Source organism: Geothrix edaphica (assembly GCF_030268045.1).
Lineage (GTDB): Bacteria > Acidobacteriota > Holophagae > Holophagales > Holophagaceae > Geothrix > Geothrix edaphica.
Window position 1 is genome coordinate 1,134,440 of record NZ_BSDC01000001.1, and the last position, 12,485, is coordinate 1,146,924.

12 protein-coding genes and 1 tRNA gene are annotated in these 12,485 nt (G+C 68.4%); 3 read left to right on the forward strand and 10 right to left on the reverse strand.

All coding sequences use genetic code 11. From position 1 onward, the window contains the following. Positions 1–83 precede the first annotated feature (83 nt). Genes QSJ30_RS05100 through QSJ30_RS05110 form a run of 3 tightly spaced genes read left to right on the forward strand, consistent with a single transcriptional unit; the run spans position 84 to position 3,980 of the window. A complete protein-coding gene (locus tag QSJ30_RS05100) occupies positions 84–2,372 on the forward strand; it encodes a nitric-oxide reductase large subunit (RefSeq protein ID WP_285607074.1) in 2,289 nt (762 codons plus the stop codon). 22 nt (positions 2,373–2,394) lie between these two features. After that, positions 2,395–2,703 (forward strand): cupin domain-containing protein, encoded by a 309-nt coding sequence (locus QSJ30_RS05105; RefSeq protein WP_285607076.1) that lies wholly within the window; start codon positions 2,395–2,397, stop codon positions 2,701–2,703. Positions 2,704–2,708: 5 nt separating this feature from the next. After that, the gene (locus QSJ30_RS05110) at positions 2,709–3,980 is read left to right on the forward strand and encodes an NAD(P)/FAD-dependent oxidoreductase (protein ID WP_285607078.1); all 1,272 of its coding nucleotides are present in this window, start codon (positions 2,709–2,711) and stop codon (positions 3,978–3,980) included. A 150-nt stretch (positions 3,981–4,130) separates the two neighbouring features. Here the strand turns inward: QSJ30_RS05110 and QSJ30_RS05115 are convergent. The 10 genes from QSJ30_RS05115 to glmU form a co-directional block, all read right to left on the reverse strand. Continuing rightward, positions 4,131–4,202 (reverse strand) — tRNA-Gln (locus QSJ30_RS05115). 95 nt (positions 4,203–4,297) lie between these two features. Continuing rightward, a complete protein-coding gene (locus QSJ30_RS05120) occupies positions 4,298–4,657 on the reverse strand; it encodes a SpoVG family protein (protein WP_285607080.1) in 360 nt (119 codons plus the stop codon). Between the two features lie 48 nt (positions 4,658–4,705). After that, positions 4,706–5,383: a purine nucleoside phosphorylase YfiH/LACC1 family protein gene (locus QSJ30_RS05125; RefSeq protein WP_285607082.1), complete on the reverse strand. Its 678-nt coding sequence runs from the start codon at positions 5,381–5,383 to the stop codon at positions 4,706–4,708. Between the two features lie 7 nt (positions 5,384–5,390). Beyond that, the gene (locus QSJ30_RS05130) at positions 5,391–6,227 is read right to left on the reverse strand and encodes a serine hydrolase (RefSeq protein WP_285607084.1); all 837 of its coding nucleotides are present in this window, start codon (positions 6,225–6,227) and stop codon (positions 5,391–5,393) included. An 82-nt stretch (positions 6,228–6,309) separates the two neighbouring features. Next, a complete protein-coding gene (locus QSJ30_RS05135; RefSeq protein WP_285607086.1) occupies positions 6,310–7,212 on the reverse strand; it encodes a UbiA family prenyltransferase in 903 nt (300 codons plus the stop codon). Then, positions 7,209–7,997 carry a DUF116 domain-containing protein gene (locus QSJ30_RS05140; protein ID WP_285607088.1) on the reverse strand — a complete coding sequence of 263 codons (789 nt, stop codon included), beginning with the start codon at positions 7,995–7,997 and terminating at the stop codon, positions 7,209–7,211. The genes QSJ30_RS05135 and QSJ30_RS05140 overlap by 4 nt, the downstream gene beginning before the upstream one ends. Beyond that, the gene (locus QSJ30_RS05145) at positions 7,994–9,460 is read right to left on the reverse strand and encodes an MlaD family protein (protein WP_285607090.1); all 1,467 of its coding nucleotides are present in this window, start codon (positions 9,458–9,460) and stop codon (positions 7,994–7,996) included. The genes QSJ30_RS05140 and QSJ30_RS05145 overlap by 4 nt, the downstream gene beginning before the upstream one ends. Next, positions 9,457–10,248: an ABC transporter ATP-binding protein gene (locus tag QSJ30_RS05150; RefSeq protein ID WP_285607093.1), complete on the reverse strand. Its 792-nt coding sequence runs from the start codon at positions 10,246–10,248 to the stop codon at positions 9,457–9,459. The genes QSJ30_RS05145 and QSJ30_RS05150 overlap by 4 nt, the downstream gene beginning before the upstream one ends. A 4-nt stretch (positions 10,249–10,252) precedes the next feature. Beyond that, a complete protein-coding gene (locus tag QSJ30_RS05155) occupies positions 10,253–11,029 on the reverse strand; it encodes an MlaE family ABC transporter permease (protein WP_285607095.1) in 777 nt (258 codons plus the stop codon). A gap of 21 nt (positions 11,030–11,050) precedes the next feature. Further along, positions 11,051–12,448, reverse strand: coding sequence for a bifunctional UDP-N-acetylglucosamine diphosphorylase/glucosamine-1-phosphate N-acetyltransferase GlmU (gene glmU, locus QSJ30_RS05160; RefSeq protein ID WP_285607097.1), 1,398 nt, complete (start codon positions 12,446–12,448; stop codon positions 11,051–11,053). Positions 12,449–12,485: the final 37 nt, after the last annotated feature.

Sequence of the window (12,485 nt, forward strand, 5' to 3'; positions counted from 1 at the left end):
GGTCCGAATTGTTCCTTGAGCATTGATGCGTTCGGGCGCACTGTTTGATGGGTTTTTCCGAATCCATCAAGGAGATGCGCGTCATGAGCAGTGCCCATCAGGATTCCACGCCCCTTTCCCCCCGCTGGCGGCAGGCGGTCATCCTCGTGATGATCTTCGGCTTCAGCCTGCTGATCTGGGTCACGGCGAAGACCTACGCCGGCGCGCCACCCATCCCCGCACGGGTCGTGGGACCGGCCGGCCAGGTGTTGTTCACGGGGGAGGACATCAAGGACGGCCAGGAGGTCTTCCTGAAGTACGGCCTCATGGAGCACGGCACCCTCTGGGGCCATGGCGCTTACCTGGGGCCCGACTACACGGCCGAGTACCTGCACCGCCTGGCGGAGACCGGGCGCGACACCCTGGCCCAGTCTCGCTATGGGAAGGCCTTCAAGGATCTGGGCGAGGGGCAGGCCCTGGAGATCGGCGCCCTGTTGACCGCGCAGATCAAGCAGAACCGCTACGACCCGGGCAGCGACACCCTCCGGTTCACGGAAGCCGAGGTGGCCGCCTACCGCACCCAGGTGGCGGAGTGGAAGACCTACTTCTCTGGCGACCAGCCTGCGGTGGGACTGCCCGCCAAGTTCATCCAGGACGAGGGGGAGCTGAAAAACCTGACCACCTACTTCGCCTGGGCCACCTGGGCCACCGTGGCTCCGCGCCCCGGAAAGGACTACTCCTACACCAACAACTGGCCCTACGAGCCCCTGGTGGGCAACACGCCCACGGCGTCGACCTACCTGTGGAGCGCCATGAGCCTCATCACGCTGCTGGGTGGCCTGGGCCTCATCCTCTTCATCTTCGGGAAGTTCGACTACCTGGGCTGGGGCGGCGATGCGGGCTGGAAGCACGCGGAGGAAAGCCGGCTCCATGCGTGGACGCTCACCCCCAGCCAGAAAGCGGTGGGCCTCTTCTTCGCCGTGGTGGCCCTGCTGTTCCTGGGCCAGGCTGCTCTGGGCGGGGCCCTGGCTCACTACCGCGTCGAGCCCGGTGGCTTCTACGGCTTCGACCTGGCCCGCATCCTGCCTTACAACCTGGCCCGGACCTGGCATCTGCAGCTGGCCATCTTCTGGATCGCCACGGCCTGGGTGGGTGGCGGCCTCTTCCTGGCGCCCCTCGTGGGCGGGGCTGAACCCAAGGGCCAGAGGGCTGGCGCCCTCCTGCTCCTCGGCGCCCTGGCCATCGTGGTCTTCGGCAGCCTGTTCGGCGAGTTCGCGGGCATCAACGGGTACCTCGGCAGCCTGTGGTTCTGGCTGGGCCACCAGGGGAGCGAATACCTCGACCTGGGCCGGTTCTGGCAGCTGCTGCTGGCGGTGGGGCTCATCTTCTGGCTCTTCCTCATGTTCCGGGCCCTCCGCCCGGCCATGAAGGGCCGTGAACAGGGGGAGCTGCCCTCGCTCTTCTTCTACGCGGCCATCGCCATCCCGCTCTTCTACGTGCCGGCCCTGTTCTACGGGCCCCGCACCAACTTCGCGGTCATCGACAACTGGCGCTTCTGGATCATCCACCTGTGGGTGGAGGGCTTCTTCGAGCTCTTCGCGACGGTGCTGGTGGCCGTGATGTTCTACCAGCTGGGCCTCGTCACGGCGAAGTCCGCCACGCGGCTCGTGTACCTCGACGCCATCCTCTACCTGGCCGGCGGCATCATGGGCATCGGCCACCACTGGTACTTCACGGGGCAGGGCACCCTGAACATGGGCCTGGCCGCCAGTTTCTCGGCGCTGGAGGTGGTGCCGCTCACGCTGCTGACGCTGGACGCCTGGGACTTCATCCGCCTGCAGGACAAGAACTGCGAGGACTGCGGCCGGCCTCTGGCGGCGCGGCAGCGCTGGGCCATCAAGTTCCTCATCGCCGTGGGCGTGTGGAACTTCGTGGGGGCCGGCGTTTTCGGGTTCCTCATCAACCTGCCCATCGTGTCCTACTTCGAGATCGGCACGACACTCACCGCCAACCATGGTCACGCCGCCATGTTCGGCGTCTTCGGGATGCTCGCCCTGGCCGTGCTGGTCTTCTGCCTGCGGGAGCTCAAGGGCGACCGGGCCTGGGAGCGGGCGGAGAAGGCCATCCGCATCGGCTTCTGGGGCCTCAACATCGGCCTGGGCCTGATGCTGCTGCTGGACCTGTTCCCCGCCGGCGTCATCCAGCTCTGGGACGTACTCTCCAACGGCTACTGGCACGCCCGGCGCCTGACCTACCTCATGGGCGGCACCTTCCACACGCTGGAGTGGATCCGCATCGTGGCCGATACGGTCTTCCTGCTCGCGGGCGCACTGCCCATCGCCTACGCCACGCTGCGGCTGGTGTTCTCCCCTGAACCGAAGGACGCGGCCTGAACCGGCCGTGAAAGGAACCCCCATGACCATCACGAACCTGCAGGAAGCCCTGCCCATGCCGGAATCGCAGCGGGCCAACCTCCCTCTCATCGATGTGGAGCACGGTGTCAAGGTGGTGCTCGTGGCCCTGCCCGGAGGGGTCAAGATCGCCCCCCACAAGGCCCCCTACGTCGCCACCGCCCAGCTTCTGACCGGGCGCATCGAAGTGCTCAAGGGCGAGGCCTGGATCCCCATGGCCCCCGGGGACCGGGTGGTCTTCGACAAGGACCAGCCCCACGCCCTGACCGGGATCGAGTCCTCCTACGTCCTCGTGACCCATATGCGGGACTAGGCACGGTGGCAGATCCAGATCCTGTCCCTCCCACGGTCCTCATCGTCGGTGGTGGGTTCGGGGGGCTCCGGGCCGCCCGCGCCCTCGCTGGCGCGCCGGTCCAGGTGGTGCTGGTGGACCGCCAGAACCACCACCTGTTCCAGCCCCTCCTCTACCAGGTGGCCTCGGCCACCCTCTCGCCGGCCGACATCGCCGCTCCCATCCGCCACATCCTCCGGGACCAGGCCAACGCCGACGTGGTGCTCGGAGAAGTCGCCTCCGTGGACCTGGACGCAAGGCGGGCAGTCCTGGTGGACGGGAGGGGTCTGTCCTATGACTTCCTCATCCTCGCCGCGGGTTCCCGCAGCTCGTACTTCGGGCGGGACGCCTGGGCGGGCCTGGCGCCGGGCCTCAAGACCCTGGAGGACGCCCTGGAGATCCGGCGGCGCTTCCTGCTCACCTTCGAGCGGGCGGAGCAGGAGGAGGACCCGGATCTCCGCCGGGAATGGCTGACCTTCGTCATCGTCGGCGGCGGGCCCACGGGCGTGGAACTGGCCGGCACCCTGAAGGAGATGGCACGGCTCACCCTGCCGCAGGAGTTCCGGCGCATCCGAACGGATCGCGCCCGGGTCATCCTGGTGGAGGCCGGGCCGGGCATCCTGGCGAACTTCGGCTCCGGGTTGTCGGAGAAGGCCCTGCAGGGCCTGGAGCGCATCGGCGTCGAGGTCCGCCTGGGCCAGCCCATCACGGCCATCGAGGAGCATGCCGTCCAGCTCGGCGGGGAACGCATCCCGACGCGGACGGTGGTCTGGGCGGCCGGGGTGTCGGCGGTACCCCTGGGGGCGACCCTCGGCGTGCCCGTGGATCGCATCGGCAGGGTGCTGGTGGAACCCGATCTCAGCCTTCCAGGCCATCCCGAGGTGTTCGTCGTGGGGGACCTGGCCGCCTTTACGCATGGGCCCGGAGGCGCCTTGCCGGGCGTCGCCCCCGTGGCGATCCAGCAGGGCATCTGCGCTGCCGGGAACCTCCTGGCGACCCTGGCCAGCCGGCCGCGCCAAGCATTCCGCTACCGGGACAAGGGCAGCATGGCGACCCTCGGCCGGGGCAGGGCCGTGGCCCACATCGGCCGCCTGAGCTTCACCGGCTACCCCGCCTGGCTGGCCTGGCTGTTCATCCACCTCATGCTGCTCGTAGACTTCCGCAGCCGCGTGTTCGTGTTCTTCGAATGGCTGTGGGCCTACCTGACCACCCAGCCCAGAGCGCGGCTGATCCTCGGGAAGAAAACCCGCGATATCTAACGGCTCATCAGGAGATTCCCCGACTCTGGTGGGGGACAGTAGCTGTTAGACATAGACGGGAGCTCGCCTCGAATACCTGCGCGCCATCTCCGATGCGAGTTCCTCAGCTGGTCCCCAACGAAAACGACCGCCTGCTGGCGGCCGTTTTCGTTGGGGAGGAAGGATTCGAACCCTCGGTACGCAGGATCAAAACCTGCTGCCTTACCACTTGGCTACTCCCCAGGCGGAAAGGCAAGCATAGCGCGGGTCTGAGTCCGGCCCAAGCCCGCGGTTCGGTTGCGGGGCCTGGCTTCAGGGCCTGGCTTCAGGGCCTGGCTTCAGGGGTTGGTCTTGGGGGTGAAGCCGAACTCTTCGACGCCCAGGAGGTCGGGGCGCACCTGGGCGGCCTCGCCGCGCTCGATGCGGCTGAGGGCGCGGTGGCCGGTGGCGGTCTCGTAGGCCAGCAGCACCTTCTCCTCGATCTGCTCGCGGAGGTTGTTGTTCAGGGGATAGGCGATGTCCTTGAAGCTGCCGTCGCGCTTGCGGCGGCTGGGCATGGCCACGAAGTAGCCGTCTTCGCCCTCCACCACCCGCAGGTCCCCCACCAGGAAGCAGTCGTCGATGACCAGGCCGGCGAAGGCCCGCAGCTTGTCGTCGCCTTCCACCTTGGTGATGCGGATGTCGGTGATATTGAGCATGGGCTGTCCTCGGTCTTCAGCCGCCGGGAAGGAGGGCCGACTTCCAGGTTAGCCGATCTCGACCCAGCCCCACTGGCGGCCGGTGGTCTCGCCGCGGCGGTAGGAGTAGAGCAGATCGGGGCGGCACACGGTGCAGAGCGCCACGCTACCTTCCTTCCCGGGATCCAAGCCAAGGCTCAGGGCCTGGGCGCGCAGGAAGCCGTGCAGATCGAGGTGGGCCCTTCCGGAGGGGCCCTCGCTGCGCAGGCCCTCATCCCAGGCGGGATCCTGCCGGGCGGCGGCGATGACTTCGTCGCCCACCTCGAAGTGGCAGGCCAGGATGGCGGGACCGAAGGCCCACACCAGCTCCGCCGGACGACCGCCCAGGGCGCGGTAGCGGGCCACGCCGCGCCGCAGGATGCCGCGGCCCGGCCCGGGGAAGGGGCTGTCATCGCCATGCCCCGTGGCGCCGCGCCAGCCTGCATGCAGGGCGGCCACCCAGGGCGTGCCATCGGCCAGGGGACCGGCCAGCAGCACGGGTACGCAGTCGGCGACGCGCACACCGATGCGGACGCCGGGGTGGGTGGTCCAGAGGCCATCGGCCTCCACCACCGCGTCGGTGGCCTCCACCACGCCGCAGCGATGCACCTGGTTCAGGCGCCGCTCGGGCAGGGCCTCCGGGGGATCCTGCCGGGTGGAGAAGCCCCAGGCCAGCGGGAAGGGAGGCCGGACATCAGGCGTGAGCAAGGAGGCCTCAGCCCTTGGGGCCGAGACGGCCTTCCAGCCACGACTTGATGCGGTTGGCGTCGCCCAGGCGGCTGTACTTGCCCCAGGAATCCAGCAGGATGATGAGCACGGGCCGGTTGGCCAGCATGGCCTGCATCACCAGGCAGCGGCCGGCCTCTTCGATGTAGCCGGTCTTGGAGAGGCCGATGTTCCACCGGGGGCTGCGCACCAGGGCGTTGGTGTTGGGGAACTGGATGCTGCGGCGGCCGGCCTGGATGGTGGTCTCGGACCGGGTGGTGAAGTCGCGGATCTCGGGGTAGCGGTAGGCGGCTTCCAGGATCCGGGCCAGGTCGTGGGCGGAGGCGACGTTGCCGGCGGAAAGGCCGGAGGGATCCTCGAACCGGGTCTCCGCCAGGCCGAGCTCCCGGGCCTTGGCGTTCATCGCCTGGACGAAGGCGGTGAGGCCGCCGGGGAAGGTGCGGCCCAGGGCATGGGCGGCGCGGTTCTCCGAGGCCAGCAGGGCCAGCAGGAGAGCCTGCTCGCGGGGGAGGCGGGTGCCCACGGGGAGGCGGGACCTGCTGTGGCGCAGCATGTCCATGTCCTCGCGGGTGATGGTGAGCGTCTCCTGGGGGTCCAGGCGGGCATCCAGCAGCACCATGGCCGTCATCAGCTTGGTGAGAGAGGCGATGGGCTGGACGGCCCCGGCCTGCTTCTCGATCAGGGCCTGGCCCGTGACCTGGTCCAGCACCAGGGCCGAGGCGGACTTCAGCGAGAGCTTGGCCGGGGTGCGGGGGGCCGCCTGCAGGGCCGTGAGGGCCGCGCAGCACAAAAATCCCACCCTTCGGATGCCCCGGCTGAATCCCATGCCCGCTCCATGAAGATAACGATTGTCATCACCCATTCCCAGTCTACTGGATCGGATGGACGATGCCTTCATTAGAAATTGGTCAGGGCCAGAGCAGGACCAAAAGGCTTAGGTCCGTCACGGCCCAGGCACCCAGACCCCAATACATGCCAGTTTCGTGCCGCCGGTCGGTCCAGGTGCGCCAGCCCCTCATCCAGGGCAGGAGGACGCCCAGCCAGCCCGCCAGGGAGGGCACCAGGAACAGGGCGTTCCGCCCCCGGGCCAGGGCTGCGGCGCCGAACAGCAGGTGGGCTGCCGCAGCGGCCGCCAGGGCCAGGGCCAGGCTCCGGCCCACCCCCAGGCGGATCACGAGGGTGCGGTCACCGCGGGCGGTGTCCTCGGCCACCTGGTAGATCTGGGTCATGGGGTAGAGGGCGGCGAAGAGGAAGGCGAAACCCCAACAGGCCCACCAGATGGCTCCGTCAAAGGGCCTTCCCGTGAGGGCCCAGCCAGCCAGGGGCGTGAACAGGCCGAAGCCGAGGCAATTGATGAGCAGGTCCCAGCCGGCCCGGGCCTTGAGCCGCACCGGGGGCACGGAATACAGCACGCTCATGACCACGCAGGCGAGGTTGAGCAGGGCGAAGGGCCTGGGTAGCAGGAAGCCCAGGAGGGCGGAGGCGGCCAACAGCAGTGAGGAGAATGCCAGCAGGTGTTCGGGCGGCTTCGGTGGCGCCTTCAGGTAGCCGATGTCGCCCTCATCCTTGTCGAAGGCGCTGTTGATGGCGAGGGTGCCGCCGTTGAGCAGGGCGACGAAGACCAGCCACCCCAGCAGGGTGGGGCGGGCCCGCAGGGCCCAGCCCGCGGCCAGCAGGGTGCCCAGCAGGAAGTGCGCCGTCATGATGGGCCACTCCAGCGGGCGCAGGTGGAGCAGGTAGGCCAGGGCCCGGGGGCCCAGGAGGCGCTGGAAGAAGGCCCGGATGGGGAAGGCCGGGGCGTCCCCGGTCACGCGATGCCTTCGTGGCGCAGGGCCTGGACCTCGCCGGAGGGCCGCCGGGGCTCCACCAGGGTCTCCATGGCGGCGAGCAGGTGGGGCACGCTGAAGTCTGTGTCCACACACATGCCGTGGGGCAGGCCCAGCGGGATCACGTAGCAGGGGATCTCGGGCATCTTGGTGAGCCCCTTGAGCAGCCGGTCCGGGCAGCTCACGGCCACGACGAGATCGGGCCGGAATTCCCGGGCCTCGCGGTAGGCCTTGTGGCTGCGGTTGGTGATGCGGCCCTCCCAGCGGTTCGTCAGCACCAGGTTCATGTAGTCGCCCACGGGGCACAGGCCGCAGTCGTAGCAGGCCTGGAGGTCATCGAGGATGCCGGCCTTGCAGCGGGCCATCTGGATGCAGTGGGGCAGCAGGATGAGGGCCCGCTTGGCGCGGCGGTCGCTGAAGGCCTCGCGGACCCGCCGGTTGTTGTCGCCGCAATAGGAGAGGATCCACGCGTCCTCCTGACCCAGCCAGCGGGCGAGGGGGCGGAAGGCGTGGGCCCAGATGCTGTCCTGCCGCCGGACGGCCGTCCGGTTCCGCAGGAAGGCTTCGCCCCGCAGGAAACTCGGCCAGGCCGCTGCGAGGGCCGTCACGCCCGCCAGCAGCCACCAGCCGCGACCGGCGGAGTGAAAGGCCGCGCCCAGGAAGGCGAAGGCCGCGGCGGCCAGCGGCACACCCCGGCGGACCCAGAGGAACAGCACGCCCCGCTCCTCCGGCAGGGAGCCGGGGAGGGGCAGGGCGCGGGGTTCCTTCACTTGCCGGCTCCAGCCAGGCCGATGATCTTCTTGAGATCGTCGTCCTTCCAGCGCAGGCCGCCGCCGAAGAAGATCGTGCGGAGGTCCTTGTTGCCGATGTCCTGGACGCCAGCCTGGACGTAGGCGCCCTTCCAGAACTGATAGCTGCTGGTGAACCGGTAGCGCGGGTTGGGCTTGTCGTCACGCTTGGTGAAGTCGTAGGCCAGGACGCCGAAGCGCAGCCGGTCGTTGTCCAGGGTGCGGAGTTCCACGCCGCCGCCGCCCTTGCCCTCGACGATGCCGGCGGAGAAGACTGCAGGGCCGATGCGCTTGGCGAACTGGGCGGACAGGGTGAAGCTCCGATCCGTGGTGACGAACTGGTTCCGCTCCAGCACGGTGATGGGCTGGCCGGTGACGGGGTCGAGCTGGGTGACGGTGCGGGTGCTCTCGCTCAGCTTGCCATCCGGCGTGGAGGCGAAGCCCAGGGCGTACCAGTAGTCGGGCCTGGGGGCGATCTCGAGGCCGAGGGCCACGCGGCTGTCCTTGCGCTTGTCCCACTGGGCCGCGTCCATGTCCAGACGGAAGTCCATCTTGTTGAAGCCGCCCAGCAGGCCGTTCACGTTGTCCACGGCCTCATTGATCTTCTTGATGGTGGTCTCGTCGTTGAGCAGCTTGCCGATGGTGCCCTCGCCCTTGTTGATGCGGTCGGTGAGCACCTTCAGGTTGTCGGCCGTGCCCTGGAAGCTCTGGGCCAGCTTGCGGACGTCACCCATGACGCCCTTCAGCTCGGGCCGGTTCTCTTCGAGCATGGCGTTCAGGTTCTTGCCGACCATCTCGAACTGCTGGGCGAGCTTGGGCAGCTTGTCGCGCAGATCGGCGGTGATGGCCTCGACGTTGCCCATGGTGTTGTTGATGGCGCTGTGGTTCTCCTGGGCCATGGACCGGAACTCGGCCGTCAGCACGCGGATGTTGTCCACGATCTCGTCGAGCTTCTGACGGCCCTGCTCGCCGCCGATGGACTCGTTCAGGGCCTGGGTGACACCCTTCACGTTCTTGCTGATATCAGAGAGGGACTCCATGAGGTTGTCGAGGCTGACGCCGGCCTTGCTGGGCAGGGGCTTGCCCTCGGGGAAGGGCCCCTTGGCGCTGTGGCCGGCATCCAGGTCGATGAACTTCTCCCCCAGGATGCCGATGGAGCCCAGCGACACGAAGGCATCCGCGTAGACCGGGACATCCTGGCTCAGCCCCACCACGACGCGGGCCTTCCCGTTCTCGAGGGCGATGGTGCGGACATCACCCACCTTCACGCCGGCGATGCGTACGGCGCTCTGGACGTTGAGGCCCGCCACGGAGTCGAAGTAGGTGAAGCGCTCGGACTGGTTCTTCTTGCCGCCAATCTCCAGCTTCTCTGAACGGAAGACCAGCACCGCCAGCAGGAAGATGGCGCCGGTGAAGAAGAGGCCGACCTTGGTTTCGGGCTTCATGTGTGGGCCTCCTGGGTTCTTCGCTTGGGCGGGGGCGGGTCCTGAAGGAAGGGACCATCCGCATCGCCCCGCAGGAACTGCTGGATGACGGGATGCGGATTGACCTTGAAGGCGGCGGGCGGCTCGCAGGCGATGCACTCACCGCGGAAGAGCAGGGCGATGCGGTCGGCGATCTCGAAGGCGGACTTGAGGTCGTGGGTGATGGTGATGGTGGTGACGCCCAGCTCGTGCTTGAGGTCGAGGATCACGCGGCCGATGACGTCGGTCATCACGGGGTCCAGGCCCGTGGTGGGCTCGTCGAAGAGGAGGATCTTGGGCTTGAGGGCGATGGCCCGGGCGAAGCCCACGCGGCGCTTCATGCCGCCGGACAGCTCGGCGGGCTTCAGCTTGTCGGTCCCCTTCATACCGACCATGGAGAGGCACTCCTCCACCCGGGCGGCGATCTCGCCCTCGGTGTACTTGAGGTGCCGCCGCAGGCCGAAGGCCACGTTCTCGAAGACGGTCATGGAGTCGAAGAGGGCCGCCATCTGGAAGCACATGCCGATGCTCTGGCGGACCTTGAACAGCTCCTCGCGGGAGAGCTGGGCGATGATCTTGCCCTCGATGGCCACATGGCCGGAATCCGGCGTGAGCAGACCCATGATGTTGCGCAGCAGCACGGTCTTGCCGGTGCCGGAACCGCCCAGCACCACGAGGCTCTCGCCCTCCTGGACCTGGAGGTTCACATTGGACAGCACGACCTTCGGACCGAAGGCCTTGGAGAGGTTGACGACATCAATCAGGGCCATGCCGTCACACCAGCAGGAGCTTGGTCAGGAAAAAATCGGAAATCAGGATCCACAGCGAGCTGGTCACCACGCTGCTGGTGGGTGCGTTGCCCACCCCCTCGGCGCCGCCCTGCGTGCGGTAGCCCTTCCAGCAGCCCACCAGGGCGATGATCATGCCGAACACCAGGGCCTTGTAGAGCGCGATGCGGAGATCCCTGAAGGCCAGCAGCTTGTAGAACTCGTTGCCGTAGACGAAGGCGCTCTGGCCCTCGACACCCACCAGGATCATGTAGCCGCCCCAGAACCCGACGTAGATGGAGATCACGGTCAGGAGGGGGACCACGAGCACCGACGCGAGGAAGCGCGGCACGAAGAGGTAGTGGATGGGATCCGTGGCCAGGCACTCCAGGGCGTCGATCTGCTCGGTGACCTGCATCGTTCCCAGTTCCGCGGCCATGGCCGAGCCGATGCGCCCCGAGAGCATGAGGCCCGTGATCACAGGGCCCAGCTCGCGGACGATGGCCAGGCCCTCCACCTGGGAAGCCAGGCCTTCCGCCTGGAACTGCCGGAAGCCGAAGGCCAGCTGCACAGCGAACACCATGCTGACGGCGACGCTCGTGAGGATCACCACCGGGAGGGAGTGGACCCCCACGGCCTGGAGCTGGTTCAGCAGGTTCTTGCCGTCGAAGGGACGCTTGAAGAGGGCGACGAACGTCCGGCCCGCCAGGGTGGCGAAGTCCCCCGCGGTGTCGAGCGCTCCCAGCACGCGGGCACCAGTCTTGTCGATGAGGGTCAGAACCATGGGGCTCCGGAGCGCAAAGGACTAGCTTAACCGAGTCTGCTTCTTCTGCCGGTCCCGCAGAAGAGCGGCGCCACCTTCACGCAGGGTCTGGGGAGTCCGGCTCAGGGCCAGGCCGTCCGCCGGTACGTCCTTGGTGATGGTGCTGCCAGCGCCGATGAGGGCCCCGTCGCCGATCGACAGCGGAGCGACCAGCTGGGTGTCCGATCCCACGAAGACGCGGCTGCCGATGAGCGTGCGGTGCTTGTTCACGCCGTCGTAGTTGCAGGTGATGACGCCGGCGCCGATGTTCGTGCCTTCGCCGATCTCCGTGTCGCCGAGGTAGGCGAGGTGGTTGGCCTTGGCGCCGCGGTGGAGCTTCGCCTTCTTGGTCTCCACGAAGTTGCCGACATGGACGCCTTCGGCCAGGTCCGTGCCCTCGCGCAGCCGGGCGAAGGGCCCCAGCTTGGCGCCCGCGCCCACCGCGGCCTGCTCGATGACGCAGTAGGGCCGGACCTCCACGCCCTCCGCCAGGGTGGAGTCGGTGATGATCGTGCCCTGGCCGATGCGGCAGCCCTCACCGATGGCGACGGAACCCTCCAGCCTCACGCCGGGTTCCAGGAGCACATCCTGCGCGAGGGTCACCCGCGGACCGACCAGCGTGCTGTCGGGATGGAGGAAGGTCACGCCCTCGGCCATCCAGTGCCGCTGGACCCTTCGCTGGGCCGCGGCCTGGAGGGCAGCCTGGTCGTGACGGGAGTTCATGCCCGCCAGCTCCTCGGGGTCGCACACCTCCACGGCCACGGGGAGTTCCCGGGCCACGGCAGCCACCGCATCCGTGAGGTAGTACTCCTTCTGGGCGTTGTGGTTGGTGAGGCCCTGGAGGGCGCGGCGCAGGGCGGGCCAGGGCAGGGCATAGGCGCCGCCGTTCACGCGCTGGACGGCCAGCTGCTCCGGCGTGGCGTCTTTGGCCTCCACCAGGCCCGCGAGGCGGCCGTCGGCATGCTGGATCACCCGGCCGTACGAGCCGGGGGTCTGCAGGTCCATGGCCAGGAGCAGGGCGTCTGCCGAGCAGAGCCTCCGCACGGTGGCCGGAGAGGTGAGCGGCACATCGCCGCAGAGGATGGCCACCTGGGTGGCACCGAGCCGGTCCAGCTCGGGGATGCAGACCTGGAGGGCGTGACCGGTGCCGAGCGGCTCGCCCTGGTCCACGGCGGTGACGGGACAGGGCAGCAGCCCGGCCTGCCGCCAGGCCTCCAGGGCCGCCAGAACCAGCTCCTTGCCGTGATGGACCACCACGACGGCGCCGCCGAGATCCGGAGGCAGGGTCCGCAGCGCCCAGAGCAGCGACGGGTCGCCGAGGATCGGGTGCAGCACCTTGGGAAGCCGGGATTTCATGCGGGTTCCGAGTCCCGCCGCCAGGATCACCGCCACCGTCGACATGCTGCCTCCAGCCTCCAGCCTACAACAGCCCACGGCA